The organism is Synechococcus sp. BL107 (assembly GCF_000153805.1).
Lineage (GTDB): Bacteria > Cyanobacteriota > Cyanobacteriia > PCC-6307 > Cyanobiaceae > Parasynechococcus.
This window is the reverse complement of the sequence record NZ_DS022298.1, coordinates 2,148,851-2,171,182: the sequence shown is the minus strand read 5'-3', so window position 1 is coordinate 2,171,182 and position 22,332 is coordinate 2,148,851. Positions and strand designations below refer to the sequence as shown.

General features: G+C 57.5%; 27 protein-coding genes. 16 read left to right on the top strand and 11 right to left on the bottom strand.

Annotation, left to right across the window (positions count from 1 at the left end):
* Positions 1–97 precede the first annotated feature (97 nt).
* Positions 98–511, top strand: a complete 414-nt coding sequence (gene queF, locus BL107_RS11375; RefSeq protein WP_009790512.1) for a preQ(1) synthase — start codon at positions 98–100, stop codon at positions 509–511.
* On the opposite strand, the gene BL107_RS11370 is transcribed toward queF, so the two are convergent.
* From BL107_RS11370 to BL107_RS11355, 4 genes are all read right to left on the bottom strand, one after another.
* On the bottom strand, positions 499–1,779 hold the full coding sequence (locus BL107_RS11370) for a cytochrome c biogenesis protein ResB (protein ID WP_009790511.1): 1,281 nt from the start codon (positions 1,777–1,779) through the stop codon (positions 499–501). The genes queF and BL107_RS11370 overlap by 13 nt on opposite strands.
* Complete coding sequence (locus tag BL107_RS11365; RefSeq protein WP_198002366.1) at positions 1,779–2,468, bottom strand: cytochrome c biogenesis CcdA family protein; 690 nt, start codon at positions 2,466–2,468, stop codon at positions 1,779–1,781. Before BL107_RS11365 ends, BL107_RS11370 begins: the two co-directional genes overlap by 1 nt.
* A gap of 118 nt (positions 2,469–2,586) precedes the next feature.
* Positions 2,587–3,804 (bottom strand): FtsW/RodA/SpoVE family cell cycle protein, encoded by a 1,218-nt coding sequence (locus BL107_RS11360; protein ID WP_009790509.1) that lies wholly within the window; start codon positions 3,802–3,804, stop codon positions 2,587–2,589.
* Between the two features lie 117 nt (positions 3,805–3,921).
* Complete coding sequence (locus BL107_RS11355; RefSeq protein ID WP_009790508.1) at positions 3,922–4,122, bottom strand: hypothetical protein; 201 nt, start codon at positions 4,120–4,122, stop codon at positions 3,922–3,924.
* A 97-nt stretch (positions 4,123–4,219) separates the two neighbouring features.
* On the opposite strand from BL107_RS11355, the gene BL107_RS11350 reads away from it, so the two are divergent.
* Entirely contained in the window at positions 4,220–5,023 is an 804-nt protein-coding gene (locus BL107_RS11350) for a TlyA family RNA methyltransferase (protein WP_009790507.1), read from the top strand.
* Between the two features lie 77 nt (positions 5,024–5,100).
* Here the strand turns inward: BL107_RS11350 and BL107_RS11345 are convergent, their stop codons facing one another.
* The 5 genes from BL107_RS11345 to BL107_RS11330 form a co-directional block, all read right to left on the bottom strand.
* Complete coding sequence (locus BL107_RS11345; protein WP_009790506.1) at positions 5,101–5,301, bottom strand: phycobilisome linker polypeptide; 201 nt, start codon at positions 5,299–5,301, stop codon at positions 5,101–5,103.
* Between the two features lie 5 nt (positions 5,302–5,306).
* Complete coding sequence (gene apcB, locus BL107_RS11340; RefSeq protein WP_009790505.1) at positions 5,307–5,795, bottom strand: allophycocyanin subunit beta; 489 nt, start codon at positions 5,793–5,795, stop codon at positions 5,307–5,309.
* Between the two features lie 39 nt (positions 5,796–5,834).
* Positions 5,835–6,320, bottom strand: a complete 486-nt coding sequence (locus BL107_RS11335) for an allophycocyanin subunit alpha (protein WP_009790504.1) — start codon at positions 6,318–6,320, stop codon at positions 5,835–5,837.
* A gap of 81 nt (positions 6,321–6,401) precedes the next feature.
* Complete coding sequence (locus tag BL107_RS12775; RefSeq protein WP_156779462.1) at positions 6,402–6,557, bottom strand: hypothetical protein; 156 nt, start codon at positions 6,555–6,557, stop codon at positions 6,402–6,404.
* 174 nt (positions 6,558–6,731) lie between these two features.
* Positions 6,732–9,647: a phycobilisome rod-core linker polypeptide gene (locus tag BL107_RS11330; RefSeq protein ID WP_037989047.1), complete on the bottom strand. Its 2,916-nt coding sequence runs from the start codon at positions 9,645–9,647 to the stop codon at positions 6,732–6,734.
* Between the two features lie 144 nt (positions 9,648–9,791).
* On the opposite strand from BL107_RS11330, the gene BL107_RS11325 reads away from it, so the two are divergent.
* The 14 genes from BL107_RS11325 to BL107_RS11260 all read left to right on the top strand — a co-directional run bounded on the left by BL107_RS11325 (position 9,792) and on the right by BL107_RS11260 (position 19,432).
* Entirely contained in the window at positions 9,792–10,961 is a 1,170-nt protein-coding gene (locus tag BL107_RS11325) for a bifunctional 2-polyprenyl-6-hydroxyphenol methylase/3-demethylubiquinol 3-O-methyltransferase UbiG (RefSeq protein WP_009790502.1), read from the top strand.
* 46 nt (positions 10,962–11,007) lie between these two features.
* Positions 11,008–11,343, top strand: coding sequence for an ATP synthase (locus tag BL107_RS11320; RefSeq protein ID WP_037989046.1), 336 nt, complete (start codon positions 11,008–11,010; stop codon positions 11,341–11,343).
* Between the two features lie 24 nt (positions 11,344–11,367).
* Complete coding sequence (gene atpB / locus BL107_RS11315; RefSeq protein WP_009790500.1) at positions 11,368–12,093, top strand: F0F1 ATP synthase subunit A; 726 nt, start codon at positions 11,368–11,370, stop codon at positions 12,091–12,093.
* Between the two features lie 169 nt (positions 12,094–12,262).
* The gene (gene atpE, locus BL107_RS11310; RefSeq protein WP_009790499.1) at positions 12,263–12,508 is read left to right on the top strand and encodes an ATP synthase F0 subunit C; all 246 of its coding nucleotides are present in this window, start codon (positions 12,263–12,265) and stop codon (positions 12,506–12,508) included.
* A gap of 70 nt (positions 12,509–12,578) precedes the next feature.
* On the top strand, positions 12,579–13,043 hold the full coding sequence (locus tag BL107_RS11305) for a F0F1 ATP synthase subunit B' (protein ID WP_009790498.1): 465 nt from the start codon (positions 12,579–12,581) through the stop codon (positions 13,041–13,043).
* A complete protein-coding gene (locus tag BL107_RS11300; protein WP_009790497.1) occupies positions 13,043–13,525 on the top strand; it encodes a F0F1 ATP synthase subunit B in 483 nt (160 codons plus the stop codon). Before BL107_RS11305 ends, BL107_RS11300 begins: the two co-directional genes overlap by 1 nt.
* Complete coding sequence (atpH, locus tag BL107_RS11295) at positions 13,525–14,073, top strand: ATP synthase F1 subunit delta (protein WP_009790496.1); 549 nt, start codon at positions 13,525–13,527, stop codon at positions 14,071–14,073. The genes BL107_RS11300 and atpH overlap by 1 nt, the downstream gene beginning before the upstream one ends.
* A gap of 57 nt (positions 14,074–14,130) precedes the next feature.
* A complete protein-coding gene (gene atpA / locus BL107_RS11290; RefSeq protein WP_009790495.1) occupies positions 14,131–15,651 on the top strand; it encodes a F0F1 ATP synthase subunit alpha in 1,521 nt (506 codons plus the stop codon).
* 13 nt (positions 15,652–15,664) lie between these two features.
* Positions 15,665–16,618, top strand: coding sequence for a F0F1 ATP synthase subunit gamma (locus BL107_RS11285; protein ID WP_009790494.1), 954 nt, complete (start codon positions 15,665–15,667; stop codon positions 16,616–16,618).
* A 67-nt stretch (positions 16,619–16,685) separates the two neighbouring features.
* Positions 16,686–17,387, top strand: a complete 702-nt coding sequence (locus tag BL107_RS11280; protein ID WP_009790493.1) for a putative 2OG-Fe(II) oxygenase — start codon at positions 16,686–16,688, stop codon at positions 17,385–17,387.
* A gap of 32 nt (positions 17,388–17,419) precedes the next feature.
* Positions 17,420–17,761, top strand: a complete 342-nt coding sequence (locus BL107_RS11275; protein ID WP_009790492.1) for a 2Fe-2S iron-sulfur cluster-binding protein — start codon at positions 17,420–17,422, stop codon at positions 17,759–17,761.
* The gene (locus BL107_RS11270; protein WP_009790491.1) at positions 17,758–17,949 is read left to right on the top strand and encodes a hypothetical protein; all 192 of its coding nucleotides are present in this window, start codon (positions 17,758–17,760) and stop codon (positions 17,947–17,949) included. The genes BL107_RS11275 and BL107_RS11270 overlap by 4 nt, the downstream gene beginning before the upstream one ends.
* Positions 17,946–19,001 (top strand): DUF3326 domain-containing protein, encoded by a 1,056-nt coding sequence (locus BL107_RS11265; RefSeq protein ID WP_009790490.1) that lies wholly within the window; start codon positions 17,946–17,948, stop codon positions 18,999–19,001. Before BL107_RS11270 ends, BL107_RS11265 begins: the two co-directional genes overlap by 4 nt.
* Positions 19,001–19,432, top strand: a complete 432-nt coding sequence (locus tag BL107_RS11260; RefSeq protein ID WP_006169942.1) for a YchJ family protein — start codon at positions 19,001–19,003, stop codon at positions 19,430–19,432. The genes BL107_RS11265 and BL107_RS11260 overlap by 1 nt, the downstream gene beginning before the upstream one ends.
* Before the next feature lie 49 nt (positions 19,433–19,481).
* Here BL107_RS11260 and ald read toward each other — a convergent pair whose 3' ends face one another.
* Positions 19,482–20,621 (bottom strand): alanine dehydrogenase, encoded by a 1,140-nt coding sequence (ald, locus tag BL107_RS11255; protein WP_009790489.1) that lies wholly within the window; start codon positions 20,619–20,621, stop codon positions 19,482–19,484.
* A 31-nt stretch (positions 20,622–20,652) separates the two neighbouring features.
* Positions 20,653–22,329 (bottom strand): NAD+ synthase, encoded by a 1,677-nt coding sequence (locus BL107_RS11250; protein WP_009790488.1) that lies wholly within the window; start codon positions 22,327–22,329, stop codon positions 20,653–20,655.
* Between the last annotated feature and the right edge of the window lie 3 nt (positions 22,330–22,332).

Here is a 22,332-nt window from a genome sequence, read left to right as displayed (position 1 = left end):
GAATGGCTCGGAACACACCTTGGGGTGTGATTGCTGTTACAGAACACTGCTGTGTCCTTGTTGCTTAAGGTCATTTCATAGTGATCCCCTTTGAGCATTGACTGGAGCTGCATCTCAACAACGGACCGAGACTCCGCTTTATGGAGAACGGGCGATTGATGAGGCTGAGCTGATTTGTTTTGACAATCCTCGGCCGGGTCGCGCCTATGAAGTGAGCATTGAGTTGCCGGAATTCACCTGTAAATGCCCCTTTTCTGGGTACCCCGACTTTGCTGTCCTCCGACTTATCTATCAGCCTGGTCCCCGGGTAGTGGAGCTCAAGGCCATCAAGCTGTATGTGAACAGCTACCGAGATCGCTCGATCTCCCATGAAGAGGTGTCCAATCGGATCGTTGATGATTTAGTGGCAGCCTGTGATCCTGTTTGGTTGCAACTAGAAGCAGACTTCAATCCCCGGGGAAACGTCCATACCGTGGTCCGAGTCAGCCATGGCAGCCGTCAGGCCTGCTGATCGGCTAGTGCTGTTTCCCTGAGCAAGTTGGGTAATTCCTTGGCAAAGGCGGTGAGGTTTCGATTGCACAGGCCACCCACGTGTAGTTGGCCTTCACTGGCAATGGCCCAAAGTTGACGCGTCGCGATCAAGCTGAGGCCCCCTCCGATGAGCATCACGGCGAAGCCTAAATACACCAATGGGACGCCTGGATCACGCTTCAGTAACAAGCCACTGGCGGGAAGAACCGAATTCACACGCATCGGTAATCCTTTTACGTCAACTGCTGGTCCCCCGGGGCGCAGGAGGGTGAGCAATGTCCCATCAGTGTCAAAAATATTGATCGGACCCTGTTCGTTTTCAACACTCAAAAACACGGGTTCGCTTCCATCCGGTCGAGTCGGCAGGACGAGTCCCCATACCTGTTCCCCGAGCTCGGGGAAGCTGCGCAGCGGCAGCTGCAATTGTGGGCTTCGGCCGATTTGAACGGTGATCGCGGCGAGTGACCAATCCGCTTGATAGATGGTGATTCCCCGATGCCGCAGGGGATGGTTCACGCTGATTTCGCGATCGAGCGAGTTGCCGTTTTCTTCGAGGTGCAACTGAGAGCGAAATTGTTCAGCACGCCCCGCAGGGTCGCGGTCCACTTGAAAGGCTTCCAAAAGAATCGATACCTGAGAGTCGCCATTGCGGCTCAGCAGGTCGAGGGTGCGACCTGGGGCTAGGAACCGTTCCAGGCGATTCCCAGCAAGCACTCCCCAAACAGCACCCAGCATCAGCAGGATTAAACCGGTATGGACGAGCAATGGACCAACCCGTCCTGCGGTGCCTTTACGGGCTGCAAAACGGTTGTCTTTGCGTTCGAGGCTCCAGCCCCGTCGGCTTAAGACCAATGAAAAGGCCTGAAGTGCTGAGTTGGAATCCGTGCACGGCAGACTTTCTGCAATCGCGAGTTTGCTGAGCTGGCGGGGGTTGCGGTAGTCAATCCATCGCCTTGCGGCCTGAAGAGCCGGCCATTGGCGTCGCCAGCTGCACAGAATCAGCGCTAGGCCGAGCCAGGCCAGGAGAGCAAGGAACCAAACGCTGGAATACACATGGTCGAGCTGAAGCTGAAGCACCTGCTCTCCATGGAGTAAGCCGAGCCAAGGTCGCGTGGCGTAGGCCTCCACATAGCTTCGGGGAGCATCCCCTTGTGGAATAGCGGTGCCAACGGCGCTGGCAAGGGCGATCAAGAACAGCAAAACGATCGCAACCCGTAGGTCTGACAACCAGGCAGCGATTCGTCTCATCAGCTCCAGCGTGCAAGCAGGGTGAGCAGGCCTGTCGTGAGAAGAACGACTCCACTGATGGGAGGAACCCATCGTCCGATTGGTCGAAGCTCAAGCAGCTTTGGAACACTGGCTGCAAACGTTCCTGCAATTAGCAAGGGCAGCACTTGGCCGATGCCAAAACTCGTCAATAACGCTACCCCCACTAACGGTCGGCCGCTTTGGGCAATCCAACCGAGAAGAACAGCCACGACTGGTGTGGTGCACGGTGAGGCTGCAACGCCGAAAGCAAGGCCCGCCGCCACTGGTGCAAAAGGGGCCGGAACTTTGTTGCGCCAACTGTTTGGATCAGGTCCAGCAGGAAGGCGAATGCGTATCAGGCCTAGCAGGTTCAGGCCCATAGCGACCGCAAGAATGGCCACCAGAGTTGGCACCAACGCTGGCATTTGGCCATAAATCTTTCCTAGCAGTCCACTCAAGCTCCCCAGCACAACGAGTGCGCCAACGATTCCAAAGCAAAAAGCCAGGCTGCGTTGCCATGGCGAGCGCCCGTCCTCGAAACCCGCCAGATATGCCAGCGTTACGGGAAGAAGGGAGAGCGAGCAGGGCCCCAAGCTGGTCAGAGCCCCTCCGCCAAAGACAAGCGCGATGGTGAGTGGGCCAGGGTTCGCTAACGCACTGCTCAACAGCGCTTCACTGCGCTGGGCCATTTCGGAGAGCAGCAACCAGTCCACAGACACCCACCAGGCTTAATGAGCCTATCCAGTTCTGGGACGTTGCGATTGGCTTTGTTCGTTGAATTGCTGTTGTTCCCGGCGAAGGCTTGGTCTAAATCGTTGTACGTGGAGCGTTTGAACGGCGTCCGATTAATCCTGTTGATTCCAATGAGCACCGGATTAAGAGGCCCATGATCACCAGACTCGACATCAGCGAGTTTCCGCCGTAGCTGATCATCGGTAGTGGAAGGCCGGTCGTAGGCATCGCCCCAGAGGCCACAGCGATGTTGAGGATCGATTGCCCCACCAGGATCGTGCAGCAACCGATGGCCACAAGCCTGGCCTGATTGCTGCGGCACCGCAGCGCCACTCGGAGACTGACCCAGGCCACCAGCATGAGGAAAAGCAGGAGCATGAGCGATCCCACGAAGCCGAATTCCTCAGCAAAAACGGCATAGATGAAATCGGTGCTTTGAATGGGCAAATATTGCAGTTTCTGGGTGGAGAGGCCGTAGCCCTGCCCCATCACACCGCCTGATCCAATCGCCAGCAGGCTTTGCACTAATTGATAGCCATCGCCCATCGGGTCTTTCCAGGGGTCGAGGAACGACACCACCCGCAACCGTTGGTATTCGTTAATCAAAATGCTTGCCGTGCCAAGGGCACCGCCTGCAAAGGCTGTCCCGATCAAACTGCGCCAACGCAGGCCAGCGGCAAGGGCCACCATCCAAAGGGTTAAGCCCATCAGTGCTGCGGTGGAGAGGTTGGGCTGTTTCAAGATCAGTAACAGCAGCCCTCCAAAGCTTGCTAGCCAGAGCAACTTTTGATCGATGTTCATCCTTGTCCACGAGGCAAATAGGTTGGCGGCCTGAAGCACCACAAACGGTTTCACCAGTTCCGACGGCTGAATTTGTAGCGGACCTACAACCAACCAACGGCTGGCTCCATTCACTGTGGTGCCCATGACCAGGGTGGCGGCGATCAGGATGCAGCCCATCCACAGCCCTGGCCCCGCCCACTTGAGTAGTCGCCGCAGGTCGATGCTCACCGTGAGGCCCAGCAGGCTCCAGCTCGCAAGCAGCCAGATCGTTTGGCGTTTCACGTAAAAGGCGCCATCGCCCATTTCCCGCAGCGCAACCCACCAGCTCGCTGATGCCAAGACCACCAAGCCAGCCACGCTCCAAAATGCTGCCAATCCAACAAGCAGCCGTGCTTCTGCCGGCCAAAGTTGCCAGGGAAGTGGCATCAAGCGCTGCAAGATCCCATTTTTTTCCTGCTTAACCCGCTGACGCGATGCAGAACGACGACGTGGGGCGGAAGCGTTCAGCAACGGGTTGGAAATTTGAAAAGTTGTCCTATTGAGCCGCGATCTCCCGAGTTTGCCAAGACATTGATGCTGAAAAACAACCTGGAGTTGTTAATTCTTTTGCAGTCGAGGTGAGCGTCGTTAGGCAGCGTTTAAGCGTCCATGTTCAACTTCCCACTGAACGTGGTGTCCCCAAGCCTGCTGCCTAACCCAGCAACGACCACCTCGGCAACGCAGGACTTGGAAGGGTGGTAGATCCGATGGTTGATTCTCCAGGGTCACGAATGTTCCTGGCCGAAGCAGAGGAACCACCTTCGAAAGTTGGATTTGGTGGTTGGACACGTCGTGACGGTCAATTGAGGCAGATCCTCCCGTCGGAATTCGATTCGAGCCCTGGATGTCCTGTTTTCTTTGGGATCGGGTCTGCTTTTATGACGGAATGGGGTCAAAACAGCGTCTTGATTTAGAGCTCGTGGCTCGCGGTCTTGTGGCCTCCCGGCAGCAGGCGCAGCAGTTGATCCGTGCCGGCAAGGTTCGGGATGGAGTCGGGACCGTGCTCGATAAGCCCGGTCATGATGTGAAGGACTCCCTGCAGCTTCAGGTGGAGCATCCACCTCGGTTTGTCTCGAGGGGTGGAGAGAAATTACTGGCGGGGTTAGAAGCCTTCCCGGTGGCTGTGGACGAACGCATCTGTCTGGATGGCGGGATCTCCACGGGTGGTTTTACGGATTGTCTGCTGCAGCACGGTGCCAAACGTGTTTATGGCATTGATGTTGGTTATGGGCAAACCGCTTGGAGTTTGCGCACGGATGATCGGGTGGTGCTGCGGGAACGAACCAATCTGCGCCATTTGCAGCCGGAGGCGTTGTATGGCGAGGCTGATCCTTGGCCCACCCTGGCGGTGACGGATGTGTCGTTTATTTCCTTGCGATTAATCCTGCCGGCATTGCGTCGTCTGCTTCGCGGTTCTGAAGCAGAAGCCCTTGTGCTGGTGAAGCCTCAATTTGAGGTGGGCCGTGATCGGGTCGGACGTGGGGGTGTGGTGCGTGATCCGGCTGCCCATTGCGACGCGATCGGCACGGTGGTGGCAGCCGCCCAGACGCTTGATTGGCATCCCCAAGGAATCGTGGCATCACCAATTACGGGGCCAGCCGGGAACCACGAATACGTGCTCTGGCTTGGCGCTAACCGCATGGAGACTGGACTCGATTTTCAGAGGCTTGTCGACAACACACTCTCGTAGGTGGGAAAGAACTGCATTGTTGGGCAATAAAAAAGCCCAGCCATCTGGCTGGGCTTTTGTTTGTCGCAACGAAGCGATTAATTTCCGACGTTGACTTGTCGGTTTCCAGTGCAGAGTTCCACCTTGATGATGCGTCCCCCTTGCTTTTGGATGCGCTGTTGTTCAGCGAACCAACTGTCGTAGGGAACCCACTTCGTGAAGAAGGTGTTTTGGAGTTCTCGCTGCGCCCGAACCTTTTCAGGGCTGGGGATGCAAGCGGTGACTTTGAACAACCGCATGGGTTTCAGTTGCCGAGACCGGAGCAGATGTAGTCGAAGTACACACCCATTTCCTTACCGGCATCTGGGCCGACCAGCCCTGCGGTGACCTCTTTCATGGCCTGAATGGCCTGAACGGTGGCGCCGATGGGAACTCCAAGGGAGTTATAGGTCTCTTTGAGGCCATTCAAGACACGCTCGTCGAGGATGGAGGTGTCACCCGCCAACATGGCGTAGGTGGAATAGCGCAGGTAGTAATCCAGATCGCGGATGCATGCTGCATAGCGACGGGTGGTGTACATATTTCCACCCGGGCGGGTGATGTCTGAGTACAGCAAAGCTTTGGCAACAGCATCGCGAATGATCGCGGAAGCGTTGGCGCTGATGGTTGCAGCGGCCCGAACCCGCAGTTCACCGCTGGCGAAATACGATTCGAGGTTGGTCATCGAGGCCGTGTCCAAGTACAAGCCTTGGACGTCGGACTTATTGATGACGTTGGTGATGGCGTCTTGCATGGATGCGGGGAAAGGCGTGAAGGAAAGTCAGCAGCGTGTTCAGGCGAGGGCGCCCACCACGTAGTCGAAGTAGGTGCCGGCTTCATCGGCATCAGCGCCGGTTAGAAGGCCCATGGCGACATTTTTCATTTCACGCACGGCCTCTGCCATCGCTTCAAGAGGTGTACCTAGAGAGCGGTAGAGCTCCTTAGCGCCAATCACACCGATTTCTTCGATCGGTGTGACGTCGCCAGCAACGATGCCGTAGGTCACCAAGCGCAGGTAGTAATCCATGTCGCGCAGACAGGTGGCAGTCATTTCCTCGCCATAGGCATTGCCGCCTGGGGAAATGACGTCAGGACGCTTTTGGAAAAGCTGACCGCCGGCCTGCTTAACAATGCGCTCACGGCTTTCGCACAGAACCTGAGCTACCCGTAAACGGCGCTGACCGCCGGTTACGAAAGCCTTGATCTGGTCGAGTTCGCCAGGGCTTAGATAGCGGGCTTCGGCGTCCGCGTTGATGATCGAGTTGGAGACGATGCTCATGCAGTTCTGCCTCGAAGCAAGCGGCCGCCCGTAGGAGACCGATATCCGGTGAATAAGGGGGAGATCCCGAGGGATCAAGCCTCAGCGTAATGGCTGAAACAGGGTGTCGAACCGTTTTGCACCGATGAGTTCACAACGATCAACAAGAATCGGTGTGGCTCTCGAGCGCAACGTGTCGGCTGAGGCATTCTGCTCTGAGCTGGTCCATTGCCTTGGGCTTGGGTAACAGTTCTTCATGGCCAAGCTCCATTTGTGAAATCCATTGGGGCGCAGTGGATTCTCCTGTTTGCATCCTTTTAAATTCCAAACAATGAAAAGTTCCGGTGACGGGCCTCATCGGAACTTTTTAGACAGAATTTTTGAGCAGCGTTATCGCTTCGTTATTGATGAACGATCAGACCTTGTGGCGCGCTAGATCGCGTCATCAGTGGATGGATTGATGGCGGCGTTACCGCGATACAGCGCGGCTGTTCGCTGCTGGGTTGCTTGGCTAACGCCTGCCCGGGTATTCATGCCATCCATGCGTGGAACGGTGTCCTCATCAGGCCGCTTCTCGAGTAGCTCTTTAACGGCTGCCGGTTGCCCCGCTTGAGCGCGAATTGTCAGAAAACGGCTCACTTCTGCAGGGGCAGCCGCGCGACCAAGAAGAGCCATCGTTGCCGCTGACGCTGCCCTTAGGGGCGCCATGTTGAACAGCCTGGTCTGGAAGGCGTCACTCATGGCGATTTCTTCAACGAACTGGTTCAGCGATGTGTCGTCGTTGCGGAGTCGTGATTCCGCCTCGATCAGGCGCTCATCTTGCAGTGGAACTCGGTTGAGAACTTGCTTGTAAGTGGCATCAATGATCGATCGCAAATCGCTTTCAGTGCAAGGCCGATTTAAGCGAAGGTTTGTGGGCAGGCTTGAGCGAAGTCGGTAGCCATCCGCGCCGGAGATGGCAGACAAAGCCCCAGTCATCGGGGTGAGTGGTGATGAGGATGTCGATCTCGTTTTCGAGAGCCCAAAACCAGTAGTTGATCGGCCACCTCCAATCGGTTCGCCGAGACGAATCAAGCGAAGGCTTGACTGCAGGTCTTCACCTTTTCTGAAGTTACGGGCAAGGCTTGTCCAATCAGCGCTTGCACTTTTTGCTGCGCTGGCCAAATTCCGTCGTGTGACGTCACCGCTGCCTCGAAACACTTGTGTTGTGCTCGCATCAGGGCGACTTCCCAGGACGAACGACGAGTTGTCGTAACCGAATTGCTTCACTTCTCGCGTGAGCGTGGCGGTTCGTCTCACATTCAAATCTTTCGGGGTGATGAAGCGTTCGTATGGAACGGTGTCTTCCCCGAAGCAATCCTTGTATTCCTCTCCGTTAACGAGAGCATCCACCACTCCATAGAACCCATGCCGTGCGGCTGTATCGAATAGGGCATCAATTTCCCAACGTCCAAAGGTTGGACGTCCGAGGAGGCGCCGATGCATGACTTCAATCGCTTTGATGATGTAGAGACCGCTCCAGTAGCGGCGTCGGAATGCATCAGAGCGGGCCACGCTTCGGACAAACTCGCGGAGGCAAATGTCGCCGTTTTCGAGACGAGCTTCCGCTGAGGTCAGCCGTTCGCCGGCGTAACCAGCATTTCCCAAAACCTGGACATACACCGCATTGATAACGGCTTGGGTGCTGGACTCTGTATTTCGAACGCTGGGCTGCCCACCACGCCTCGGGTTGACGGAACCACCGGTGGCTATTTGTTGGAGACGCATCACCCGAGGGCCAACCTTGCGAGGCCGGCTACTGCGGAACTGGTTGCTGTTCATCTGCCCGGGAGAGGCCATTCCGTTGCTCACCAGAAGTCGGCGGCTGTCGTAGCCATAGGGCGCTGGCCGTGTGCGGACGGAATCGGTCCCGCTAGGGAAAATGGCGCCGTACTGATTCCCGACGGGATCGTTGCTGCCTCCGTAGACGTGCTGATCGGCGAAGGGTTGGCGATACGACGCGTACAACGTGATGTATTGCGGTGCTCCCTCAAACGGTGCACTGAAGTTGAACAATTTGCGGTTTGAACCCCAACCAGCGCTTTCTTGGGCCTCTTCGCCAAGATCGCGAAGGTAAGGAACCATCTCTTCGCCAAAATTTTGGGCATATTCGGCGGAGTTCACCAAGACATCAACTAGACCCTTGAGGCCCTGGGCACTCACGATTGCAAAGGATTTTCTGAACTCTTCGATTGAGCTGATCCCACGACCGAGGAAATGGCGATAGGCGAGCTCCACCACGCGGCTGTTCACAAACCGGTCGTGAAATTGTTGTCGATATTCCTTGCTGCGGCCAAGGGCGCGAACAAATTCGCGCATTGAAATTTGTCCCTGGGCCACCTGGCTAGCTTCAACAGGACAGGGACTTTGGGAATAACCCTTGGCGATATCCCTTTCAAAGATCTGGCGATAGGCCGCGCGGATGATCTCTGCTTTTTCCGCCCCAGATAACGCAGGTCGCATTTCGAACCGTTGGCGTCCTTCGGAAGCCAAGGCATAAATCGCAGGGAGCTGTAAGCCCTGTTGCACCTTGCTGCCTTGGCGTTGACGGGTGCTCGGGGTGGCAACGGACAGTTCCTTCAGCAGAACGTTGAAACAGTCGATCGCCAGTTGGCGTGCCTCTGGCCGATCTTTTAAAAGAAGTGCTGATGCTGCACGCATTTCTTGGAGCGCAACATTCGTGGCAGCCAAGGAACAGTTCGCCTGCAGGATGTCGCGTAGGCCCCGGGTATTGACCGCAAGGATGCTGGGATCTCCAGCCACGAGGGCATAGCCCACGTAGCGCAGGAACCAACCCATATCCCGAACGGACTTCCGCATGAAGGCGGGTCCGTACTTCGCAACACTGATGGCGTTGAAGCCCGTGGGCAAAACAACGCGCACATCTGCATCTCCGCCGGCGCCGTCAAGCAATCGACTTAAGAAATTTCCACTCTTTGTGCTGTCGCTGTCGCCGGTGAAGGTGCGAACGGAGTCTTGGAATGCGGCTTGGTCAGTAGCAAGCGGGGTGGCATCTTTGGCCCGGATTTCGTCACCGGTGGTGAGAGGCGCTTCCAGAAAAGACAGTGGTGTGCCACCGACAAAGATGCGATTGGCGGCCCGCGCCACGATCGCTTCGGCATTGGCCGCCATGATTCGGGCCGCCTCAATTCGATCTTGACCGCTTCGGAAAAAGGTGACAAGCGTGTCGAGTTCGACTGAATCAGGGAATCGGTCCTGCTGTTCAGCCTGACGAACACTGGAAACTGGCAGGGTGTCGAACAGCTGGGGAGACACGCGCGGGCTGCCGCTGCTGGCGGTCACTGTCATCGACGGAAGCAAACCAGATCGAGCCACGTTACGGCTCATGCCTGGTTGGTTCGCCTACCTATGAACAAATGTTTGCAGGCCTTGCGGTGCTTGTGATGGACATTGGTGTTGCCATGAAATGCTCAGCAGCATTGATGGAAGCTGATGGACGACGTCCGACCCAGTGATGCCGCCACCCCTGTGGTGAGTGCGTTCTATGACCGCTTTCCATTCCCCGGGGATCCGTTGCAGGACGGCCCTCCGCCTGGATACAACTGGCGTTGGTGTTATCGCAGTGTTCTGGCTTCCGTCCATGGTGTGATCCCATCAGGACAGGAGCAGCCACGCATCCTTGACGCCGGATGTGGCACTGGTGTCAGCACGGATTATTTGTGCCATCTCAACCCTGGCGCGGATGTTGTCGGTGTCGATATCAGCGATGGAGCCTTGGCGGTGGCGCGGGAGCGGCTGGAGCGATCCGGAGCCCGTCAGGAGGTCCGGTCGTTACGGCAGCAGCAGCGGAGCCTGTTGGATTTGGGAGATGAAGCTCCCTTCGATTACATCAATTCCGTGGGTGTGCTTCACCATCTGCGGGAGCCGGAGGCCGGGCTCTCTGCCCTCGCAGGCCTTCTCGCTCCCGAGGGACTGCTCCATCTCTTTCTATATGCAGATGCAGGGCGCTGGGAAATCCATCGCACTCAAAAAGCACTGACACTGCTTCAGGCCGGAACCGGCCGAGACGGCCTGCGTATGGGTCGGAACTTGTTCGAGACTTTGCCTGAATCCAATCGGTTGCGTTGTCACCACGAGCGGCGCTGGGCAGTGGACTGTGCCCCAGACGCCAATTTTGCGGATATGTACTTACATCCGCAGGAGACCAGTTACGACCTTGAGCGTTTGTTCTCGTTCATCGAGACGGCTGGGTTGCACTTTGCAGGTTTTTCCAATCCAGAGGTGTGGGATCCGGCGAGGCTGCTACAAGGCGAGCTTTTGGAACGGGCTCAAGCATTGCCTGCCTTCCAGCAGTGGAGCCTGATCGAGCAACTCGATCCAGATATCAGTCATTTCGAGTTCTTCCTTTCAAAGGCTCCTCTCTCCATTAGGTCCCGAACAGATCAGGAGATTGCTGCGGCCCGAGGGCAGCGGCAGCCTTGCTTGTGGGGGGAGCCTGACCCAATCCTTGGTCGGAATATGGAACCCATCTCCCTGAGCGCTGCGGCGAAAGATTTGCTCCGTTCCGTCGATGAACAGCCCGATACCCCGCTGGGATCGTTGGGCGCTGTGGATCTATTGAGGGGTCTTGTGGATCGTCAGATTCTGCTGTTGCGGGAGTAGGGGCGAAAGACGCGTGATAGATTCCGCGCGCCAATTCAGGTGTCGTCTGGAAGATTTTTACCGTCTCCAGCGCCGTCTGCTGCTAGCCACCGTTCTGGTGTCGCTCGTCACGGTTCCGATCGTGGCCTTCACCATGAATCTTTCAGTCGCTAGCAGTGTTCTTGTGGGTGCATGCGCCGGACTTTTGTACGTGCGTTTGCTTGCCCGCAGTGTGGCCCGGCTCAGTGACCAGTCCCGTGGACTGGGGCGTTTTCAGCTCATCGTTCCAATCCTGCTTGTGGTTGGATCGGCCAAGCTGCCCCAGCTCGATCTGTTGCCGGCCTTCCTGGGATTCCTTCTCTACAAGCCCGCCCTGATTCTTCAGCACGTCTTTGACGACTGAAGCTGAGCACTTTTTCCTGCACCCATGGCATTAATGCCCTTCTCACTCCCGTTTGCCGAACTGGAAGTGGGCCACCACCTGTACTGGCAGATCGGTGATCTGTATTTGCACGGCCAGGTGTTCCTGAGCTCCTGGATCTTGATCGGCGTTCTTTTGGCATTCGTGCTTGTTGGCACGCGTGGCATGAAGCGCGATCCGATAGGTCTGCAGAACCTGTTGGAGTTCCTTTGGGACTTCATCCGAGACCTAGCCCGGGATCAAATCGGCGAGAAGTATTACCGCGATTGGCTTCCGTTCATTGGCACCCTCTTCTTGTTCATCTTTGTGAGCAATTGGGGAGGAGCGCTGATTCCTTGGAAAATTATCGAGCTGCCGGAAGGTGAGCTTGGTGCACCAACCGCGGACATCAACACCACCGTGGCAATGGCCCTTTTGGTGTCGTTGGCGTACTTCTATGCAGGTCTGAGCCGCAAGGGATTGCGCTTCTTTGAGCTGTACGTGGAGCCGACCCCAATCATGCTCCCGTTCAAAATCATCGAGGAATTCACCAAGCCTCTTTCCCTCTCTTTCCGTTTGTTTGGAAACATCCTTGCCGACGAATTGGCCGTGGGAGTGCTGGTTTATTTGGTCCCTTTGATCGTGCCCCTGCCCGTGATGCTTCTTGGTCTGTTTACCAGTGCCATTCAGGCTCTGATCTTTGCGACTTTGGCTGCCTTTTACATCGGTGAAGGCCTTCACGAGGCCCATTAGCGGCCCCACCCCCTTTCGCTATGCCCTAGCGATCTGCTAAACACATCCGCGCGCAGGTCCGGACTGCATCCGGGCCCTCTCTTTCAAAGAGTGTCCCTGCGCGGGGGGAACCGATCCCCAACCCATTTCTGTTCAGCGCTCCTGAGCGCTTCCCCTTATCCCACCCAACATGGATTCCATCACCTCCGCCGCTTCTGTTGTGGCTGCTGGCCTGGCCGTCGGCCTCGCCGCAATTGGCCCTGGTATCGGACAGGGCACCGCATCCGGCGGCGCTGTTGAGGGCATCGCCCGTCAGCCCGAAGCCGAAGGCAAGATCCGCGGCACTCTGCTGCTGTCCTTGGCATTCATGGAATCGCTGACCATCTATGGCTTGGTGGTTGCTCTGGTGCTCCTGTTCGCCAACCCCTTCGCCTGATTCAGATCGGGGGACACAACGTTCCCCCTTCTGACCCCCTCGTTTCGATTCCTTCCCAGCGCACCCTTCCATGACCTGGCTTCTGCTCGCTGAAGCAGGTGTTCCGGAGGGAGGTCTTTTTGACCTCGATGCCACCCTTCCGCTTATGGCGGTTCAGGTGGTTCTCCTCACCTTCCTTCTCAATGTTCTCTTCTTCCGTCCGGTCGGCAAGGTCGTGGAAGACCGAGAGGGCTTTATTTCCACCAGCCGTGCTGATGCGAAGCAAAAGCTCGCCGAGGTTGAACGTCTTGAAGCTGCTTTGGCTGAACAGCTGAAGGGTGCTCGACAGGCCGTTCAGTCTGTGATCGTCGACGCGGAAAAGGAGGTCGATGGCCTCTACCGCGAAGCGCTCGCCCAGGCCGAAGCTGAAGCCAATCGCACGAAAGAAGAGAGTCGTCGCGGTATCGAAGCCGAGCGTGAATCTGCACGAGCTCAACTCAAGGGCAAGGTGGATCAGCTCAGCACCACGATCATCAACCGATTGCTGGCTGCCTGATGCATCTCAATTTCAATCCCCTCGAGACCAACCTGGTCAACCTGGCCATCGTCATCGGTGTGCTGTTTTGGTTCCTGCGTGGTTTCCTCGGTGGCATCCTTGAGCGTCGTCGCTCAGCGATCCTCCAAGACCTTCAGGATGCTGAAGGACGTTTAAAAAAGGCCTCTGAAGAGCTCACCACAGCTCAGTCCGAGCTTGCTGCCGCTCAGCAAAAAGCGGAGCAGATTCGGATCGATGGCCAGAAACGTGCAGCTGCGATCCGCGCTGAAGGCGAAAAACGCACCATTTCCGTGATGGCTGCCATCAAGCAAGGTGCAGCGGCCGATGCTGATGCTGAGGCGTCTCGGATTAAAGATGCCCTGCGTCGTGAAGCCGCCATGGCGGCGATCGACAAGGTCCTCACCGATCTGCCTGGCCGCCTCGATGATGCGGCGCAGTCCAAGCTGATCGACTCAACCATTCGCAATTTGGAGAACGCCTGATGCCTCTCCTTAATTCTCTTGCGACGCCCTACGCCGAAGCCTTGCTTCAGGTAACTGAGGCTCGCGATGAATCCCAAACGGTGTCTGAGCAGTGCAAGCAGCTTTTAGGTGTTTGGGACAGTTCGGCTGAATTTCGCGATGCGATGGTGTCGCCTGTTCTCGAACCCTCCTCTAAGAAAAAGGCTCTCGAAAGCCTCTTGGCGGAGGAGGTGACCCCCTCGTTGATGAATCTCCTGAAGGTTCTTGCCGATCGTCAGCGCCTACAAGCCTTCGAGGCGGTGATGAACCGTTTCCTTGAGTTGTATCGCGAGCAGCAAGGAATCACCCTGGCTCAAGTTCGTTCTGCCAAGCCTCTTTCTGAAGAACAACAGTCGGCTCTCTCCAAGAAAGTGCAGGCCATGGCCGGCACCTCGAAGGTCGACATCGACCTCAGCGTCGACCCCGCCTTGATTGGCGGTTTCGTTGTCAGCCTCGGCTCTCAAGTGATCGATGCCAGCTTGGCTGGTCAGGTCCGCCGTCTCGGTCTGGCACTCGCCAAGGCGAGCTGAACCCACCTCTTCTCTTACAGCCCCTTTTTTCCTATATCCCCGCTGGGATCACAAGCCATGGTTTCCATCCGTCCCGACGAGATCAGCGCCATCCTCAAACAGCAGATTGAGGATTACGACAAGTCAGTTTCCGTCAGCAATGTCGGTTCCGTTCTGCAGGTGGGTGATGGAATCGCCCGCGTTTACGGCCTCCAACAGGCCATGGCAGGTGAGCTCCTCGAATTCGAGGATGGCACTGAAGGGATCGCTCTGAACCTCGAAGACGACAACGTCGGCGCGGTGTTGATGGGTGAAGGCCTCGGCATTCAAGAAGGCAGCACGGTGAAAGCCACCGGCAAAATCGCCTCGGTTCCCGTGGGCGACGCCATGTTGGGGCGTGTCGTCAACTCCCTCGGACGTCCGATCGATGGCAAAGGTGATATCGCTGCCTCGGAGACGCGGCTGATCGAATCGATGGCCCCTGGCATCATTCAACGGAAATCGGTGCATGAGCCGATGCAGACCGGAATCACCGCCATCGACGCGATGATTCCTGTGGGTCGTGGCCAGCGTGAGCTGATCATTGGTGACCGCCAGACCGGCAAAACCGCCATCGCGATTGACACGATCCTGAACCAGGCAGATCAGGACATGATCTGTGTTTACGTGGCTGTCGGCCAAAAGGCTGCTTCCGTAGCCAACGTTGTTGAAGTCCTGCGTGAGCGCGGCGCCCTCGGTTACACCGTGATTGTTGCCGCTAATGCTTCTGAGCCTGCGGCACTTCAGTACTTAGCCCCTTACACCGGTGCTTCGATCGCTGAGTACTTCATGTACAAGGGCAAAGCCACCTTGGTGATCTACGACGATCTTTCCAAGCAGGCTGCTGCCTACCGCCAGATGTCCTTGCTGCTCCGTCGTCCGCCCGGTCGTGAGGCCTATCCAGGTGATGTTTTCTACTGCCATAGCCGCTTGCTGGAGCGTGCAGCGAAGCTGTCCGATGCGATGGGTAAAGGTTCGATGACAGCCCTGCCCATCATCGAAACCCAGGCTGGTGACGTTTCCGCTTACATCCCCACCAACGTGATTTCGATCACGGATGGCCAGATCTTCCTCAGCTCTGATCTGTTTAACTCCGGTCTCCGCCCCGCAATCAATGTGGGTATTTCTGTGAGCCGTGTGGGTGGTGCGGCCCAAACCAAGGCGATCAAAAAAATTGCTGGCACCTTGAAATTGGAGTTAGCTCAGTTCGATGAACTGGCCGCTTTCTCTCAGTTCGCCTCCGATTTGGACGCTGCGACGCAACAGCAGCTCTCCCGGGGCAAGCGCCTGCGTGAACTGCTCAAGCAGCCCCAGTTCAGCCCGCTGATTTTGGCTGAGCAGGTTGCCATCGTTTACGCCGGTGTGAAGGGTCTGATCGATGCTGTCCCCGTGGAGCAAGTGGTGAACTTCTCCCGTGAACTGCGTGAGTACCTCAAATCCAACAAGCCTGAGTTCATCTCTGAAATTCAGGAGAAGAAGGTGATGAGCCCCGAAGCTGAGAGCGTTCTGAAGGCCGCCATCAGCGAAGTCGTGTCCACCATGGTCGCTTCGGCCAACTGACGGAGCAGCCGACATGGCAAATCTCAAAGACATCCGCGACCGGATCAAATCTGTCAAGAACACCCGCAAGATCACTGAGGCCATGCGCCTCGTGGCTGCGGCCAAGGTTCGTCGTGCTCAGGAGCAGGTTCTAAGGAGCCGGCCCTTCGCTGATCGTCTCTCTCGCATCCTGGAAAATCTTCAATCCAGGATGCGCTTTGAGGAGGCTGATGCTCCACTCATGGAACAGCGCACCGTTGAAACGATCACGCTTGTTGCCATCACTGGCGACCGTGGCCTTTGCGGTGGTTATAACGCCAACATTATTAAGCGCACCGAGCAACGGTTCGCTGAGTTGAAGGGCAAGGGCTTCAACGTAAAGCTGGTGTTGATCGGCAGCAAAGCAATTAGTTACTTCACCAATCGGGATTACCCCATTCAGGCCAAAATTACTGGGCTGGAGCAGGTTCCCACCGCGGATGAAGCCAACACGATCGCAACCGACATGCTGGCTGAATTCACTGCAGCCGGGACTGATCGAGTGGAGATGGTGTTCACCAAGTTCATCAATTTGGTGAGCTGTAAACCCGTCCTCCAGACGCTGCTTCCCCTTGATCCGCAAGACATCGCTGATCCTGAGGATGAGATCTTTAATCTCACCACTGATCAGGGTCGTCTGACGGTCGAGCCTGGTACCAGCTCTGCCAACAAGGCTCCCAAAATCCCGTCGGATATCGTTTTTGAGCAAAGCCCTGACCAGCTGCTCAATGCTTTGCTGCCGTTGTACTTGCAAAACCAGCTTTTGCGCTGTTTGCAGGAATCGGCTGCGTCGGAATTGGCGAGTCGGATGACCGCTATGAACAACGCAAGCGATAACGCCAAGGAATTGGCGAAGACGCTGACTCTTGACTACAACAAGGCACGTCAGGCCGCGATTACCCAGGAGATTCTGGAAGTGGTGGGTGGTTCCGCTGCTGCCGCTGGTTAATCGTTCCCGTTGATTGTGTTGATGGCCGGTTCCTTCGGGGGCCGGCTTTTTTAATGGGGTGATGACAATGCAGCTTCATCAGCTCTTTCCCACTGCCATCGCCACGGTGCAGTTGGCCTTGGATCCTTTGGATGTGGCAGGGCAGCTTCAGGTGTTGTTTGCCTTGCGAGGGGAGGTGACCGGAAATCCCACAGAAGGATGTGCCTGGACTGGCGATCTCCATGGCGCTTGGAGGTTGCATCAGCACCCCGATTTCGTGGAGCTCACGCAGCAGGTTGTTGATCAGATATGGACCTATCTCGATGCGGTGGGCTTTGAGTGTTCTCAAGTGGCCCTGCACCTTCAGCGATGTTGGCCCGTGCTGAGCGATTGGGATCAGGTGGTCGGTCGTCATCACCATCCCAATGCCCATCTCAGCGCTGTGCTCTATCTCACGGGAAGTGGTTCCGGTGAGGAGGGAGTGCTGCGCCTTCAGGCGCCGCATCGAATCAATGAACTTGTTCCCGGACTCGCTGTTGGCCATGGAGGCCCCATCACTGAAGGACATCCGCTGAATTCCGATCACTGGGACCTCGCGCCTCGATCCGGGTTGTTGGTGCTATTTCCCTCCCGTCTGGACCACAGCGTTTTGCCCAACAGCGATCCAGAGGCGTTGCGCTGTTCGATCAGTTTTGATTTCGTGCTCACGGCCCCAGATGACGACCATTCGGCGGAATACTTGGCTCCGCATCCCAATGTGTGGGTCCAACAAACCCCACCCGCTGCCTGAGAGAATCACTTGGAGAGCAAAGTTTTGACGGGATGTCTGACCCATCAGCGGCTGTGGCCACCTATTCCGTGTCTGCTGAAATTGAAGGTGAAGTCCATCAATTCAAATGTCGGGCTGACCAGACAGTGCTGAACGCGGCAGAAGCCGCAGGGATCAGCCTTCCCAGCTCCTGCTGTACAGGCGTCTGCACCACGTGTGCAGCTGTGATTTCAGCTGGAAGCGTCGATCAGCCCGATGCCATGGGTGTTCGATCCGATCTTCAGGAGAAGGGATATGCCTTGTTATGTGTGTCCTTCCCCCGTGCTGATCTCACCCTCAAAACGGGCCAAGAAGATGCCTTGTACGAAGCCCAGTTCGGTCAGTATCAAAAGTGAAGCTGCTTCGCCTGCAGCGTCAGCTGATCTGGCCAGAGCATGTCTCCATCATTGAGTTGCGCCCATGGGTCCGCGCTGAACTCGCCAGTGATCCCGATGTTGAGTTGCTGCGCTGGGCCATTACGGGGCTGACGACGGCAGCCGATGGTGCCCGTTGTCTTCAGGTGGAGGGGGTTTGTATCGAATGAGTGCAGCACCACTGCCCACCCTGATGGTTGTGCCCACGGGCATCGGTTGTGAGATCGGAGGGTATGCCGGTGATGCCTTACCCAGTGCCCGTTTATTGGCTGCGGCCAGTGGCTGCCTGATCACCCATCCCAATGTGATGAATGGCGCGGCGCTGTATTGGAGTGATCCCCGCATTCAGTACGTGGAGGGCTATGGCCTGGATCGTTTTGCAGTAGGCGATTGGGCACTGCGACCGGTCCGTCGGCAGCGCATCGGCCTTCTCCTCGATGCGGGGATTGAAGCTGAGCTGGCCCAGCGCCAGATTCAGGTGGCCGAGGCTTGTCACGCCAGCTTGGGTCTGGATATCGGACCCGTCCTGCGTTCGGATCAACCCCTAGGAGTGTCCCTCGCTCGCGGAGCAAGTGGCGCCAGCTGGGGAAATCTGGAGCACCCCGATGCGTTGTTGCGTGCGGGCGAGCGACTGCGTGATGCCGGCGCAACGGCGATTGCTGTGGTGGCACGCTTCCCGGAGGATCTCGGCAGTAAAGCGCTCACGTCCTATCGGCAGGGCAGTGGTGTCGATGCGCTAGCGGGGGCTGAGGCCGTGATCAGTCATCTGTTGGTGCGTCATCTGCAGATGCCCTGCGCCCATGCTCCGGCCCTTGCGCCCCTGCCATTGGATCCCCAGCTGGATCCTCGAGCAGCCGGGGAAGAGCTGGGCTACACATTTCTGGCCTGCGTGTTGGTGGGCTTGAGCCGGGCGCCAGACTTGATCGATACAAGCGCTGCTCTCACTGGCGATGTTCAGGCATCCCAGATCGGAGCCGCAGTGGTGCCCGAAGGTGCCCTGGGAGGAGAGGCGTTGTTGGCGTGTGTGGAGCGTGGAATTCCTGTGATCAGCGTGGCGAATCCCTCGCTGTTGTCCGTGACGCCCGCGGTTTTAGGGCTGTCGTCGGGGGTGTTGCCGGCCAGCAGTTATTCCGAAGCTGCTGGGTTGCTTGTGGCGCTACGAGAGGGGATCAGTCCAGCTGCGCTCGGGAGGCCCTTGCCACCGTTGAGGGAGATCCAGTGATGAAGCAGGGCAAGGGATTTGCGATGTCGACGGATCAAGGCCCCTGCCCCTGCGGGGGCGGTGCTTATCGCACCTGCTGTGCTCCCCTGCACCGCGGCGATCAGCGTGCCGAAACGGCCGAACAGCTAATGCGTTCGCGCTACTCGGCGTTTGTGAAGGGTGAGTTGGACTATTTGTTGCTTACTCATCCGGAAGCACATCTGCCTGAGGCGGAGCGACGACAGCAACTGCGCCGAAGTTTTCGGGCTACGCGCTGGGTGGGCCTTCGCATTCTGTCCTGCACCGATGGAGGTGTGGCTGACGTGATGGGAACGGTGGTTTTTGAAGCCCGCCATCGCGAGGGAGTGCTGCGGGAAACGTCGTTCTTTCAACGGTGCGGTGGAGGCACCGATGGAGATTGGCAATACATCAAAGCCCTCGACATGCCTTAAACAGCACGCAATTGACTCAATATTATTACGATTTCGTGAATCAATCGTGCTAGCGCAGGCAGGCCATCGGGTGTCGTGGCGTAACTCCCAGCGCTTTGGCCACGCCGGGGTGGCAGATCGATCCCTGCACCGTATTGAGGCCTGAGAGTAGTTCCGGTCGTTCGGTAAAGGCCTCTTCGAGGCCGCGGCCAGCGATGCCCAGGATGTAGGGCAGCGTCACGCTGACTAGGGCCTCCGTTGACGTGAATGGAACCGCCCCAGGCATGTTGCCGACCGCGTAGTGCTGCACTCCATGGATGGACACCGTTGGATTGGTGTGGGTGGTTTCTCGGCTGGTGGCAATGCAGCCGCCCTGATCAATGGCCACATCAACGATCACCGAACCGGGTCGCATCGCCTGAACCAGGTCTTCGTCCACCAGCGTGGGGGCACGGCCGCCGGGGGTGAGCACAGCTCCGATCACGAGATCCGCCGTCGGCACCAGCCGTTCGATCAGTCCACGGCTGCTCACCACGCTCGTCAGCCTGCCGCGTCGATCCGCCTCCAGGCTGCGAAGCCGCTGCGGTGAACGGTCGAGTAGCAACACTTCCGCATCCATCGCTGCTGCTGTGCGCGCCGCATTCCAGCCGGCGTTTCCGGCACCGAGCACCACCACCCGCGCTGGTTGAACGCCGGTGCAGCCACCCATGAGGACTCCGCGGCCTCCGTGGGGTTTTTCCAGGAAATGGGCCCCCACCTGGGCCGCAAGCCGTCCGGCAATCTCACTCATCGGTGCCAACAAAGGCAGGCTTCCGTCCTCGAGTTGAACTGTTTCGTAGGCCATCGCTGCGGTGCCTGCCTTGAGGAGTGCTTCCCCCACGTCTGGATAGGCAGCGAGGTGCAGATAGGTGAACAGCACCATGTCGTTGCGGAGAAATCCGAATTCCTCGGGCTGGGGCTCTTTCACCTTCACGACGAGATGGGCAGCCCAGGCTTCGTCTCGGCTGACGAGTTGTGCCCCCGCTTTGCGGAAGGCGTCATCTCCGATCCCGGCCCCCGCTCCGGCACCAGCTTCAATCTTCACCTCAAGTCCATGGGTGACCAATTCGCGCACCCCATCGGGGGTTAGGGCGACGCGTTGCTCGTCAACTTTGATCTCCTTCGGTATGCCAATGCTGGCCATCGGTGCCGACAGGATGGAATCTGCCATGGACGCTCAGCTCGATGGTCTTCAATCTGGCTCAGCCGCAGGCAATCGGCAGCCGCCAGCCACTGCCAAAGGCCTGAGGGCTCACTTTGAGCAGGGGCGCCGCCTGTCGGCGTTTGAACTCGGCCCGTTTCAGCAGCTGTTCAACGCGGGAGACGAGTTCAGGGTTATGGCCGGCGGCGATCAAGTCCTCACCGTGTCGTCGTTCTTGGATCAGATCCTTGAGTAAGGCATCGAGAGCGCTGTAGTCCGGCAGCGAGTCGCTGTCTTTTTGATCAGGTCGTAGTTCAGCACTCGGGGGTTTTCGTCGAATGGCATCGCCCACCAACTCTCCGTGCTCGGGAAGGTGATAGTCCCCACGGCAGTGTCGGGATGCTGGACTGTCGAGCCAGTCACAAAGCGCGAATACGCTGGTTTTGTAGAGGTCGCCGATCACGGCTAGCCCACCATTCATATCCCCATAAAGGGTGCAGTACCCAACGGCTAATTCAGATTTATTGCCGGTGGTTAACAGCAATTGGCCCTCCTGATTCGCCACCGCCATCAGCAAGGTGCCGCGAATGCGGGATTGCAGGTTCTCAGCGGTGACTCCGCTTGGATCGGCACCAAGTGCAGGGTTCAAGGTTGTGTCGAAGCCATCCATCAAGGGACGGATCGGCAAGGTCGTGGTCTTCAGTCCCAGTCGTTTCGCCAGGGCAACGGCATCGTCGATCGATCCTGCTGAACTCCAAGGCGACGGCATCAGCAGTGTTGATACGTGATCGGCTCCGAGGGCTGCGGTGGCGATCACGGCAACGAGCCCTGAATCGATCCCACCACTCAGGCCTAACAGTGCTTTTTGAAAACCGCACTTGCAGGCGTAGTCCTGAACCCCCAGCACAAGGGCGCGAAATAGTCGATCTAGTGGGTCATCAGGGCTGTGATCTCGATTGGCGGGTTCAGCTTCGCTGTCCCAAAGACTGACCTGGTCGCAACAGCATGGGAGTTCCAGTAAGGGGTCTCCTGAGGCAGACATCACAAAACTGCCGCCATCGAAGACCAATTCGTCGTTGCCTCCGACTTGATTGAGATACACCACTGGACAGTTCAAGCGGCGCGCTGCCGTGGCGGCCAGCTTTTGTCGCAACAATGGTTTGTCCGCATCGAAGGGTGATGCAGCGAGGTTGATCACCACATCCGGCTGTTCTGGGATCAATTGTTCGATTGGGTCGGGGCCTGCCAGACGTTCCCGCTGCAGGTTGTCGTCTACCCAGAGGTCTTCGCAGATCGTGAGCCCCAGTCGTTGGCCGTTGGGAAGTTGCAGAAGGTTTGGTCCCGTCCCTGGACGGAAGTAGCGCCGCTCATCAAAAACGTCGTAACTGGGCAGCAGTTGTTTGTGAGCAACGGCGCGCCATCCCCGCCGGTCCACGAGGGCGATGCTGTTGGTGAGCCCGGGGGCACGGTCATCGTCGGTGGGTAAGGCAACACCCACCAGCACGATGAGATCGCTGTCCAAATGCTGGCTCATCCCCTGGAGCAGCTCTGCTTGAGCGGCGATGCGGTCTGGTTGGAGCAGCAGGTCTCGCGGTGGATACCCCCAAAGTGAAAGTTCGGGGGTGAGCAACACATCGGCCCCGTCGCGTTGGGCTTCGCTGGCTGCCACAAGAATGCGCTCTGCGTTGCCCTGCAGATCACCCACAAGTGGATTGATTTGGGCGAGGGCAAGACGCATCAG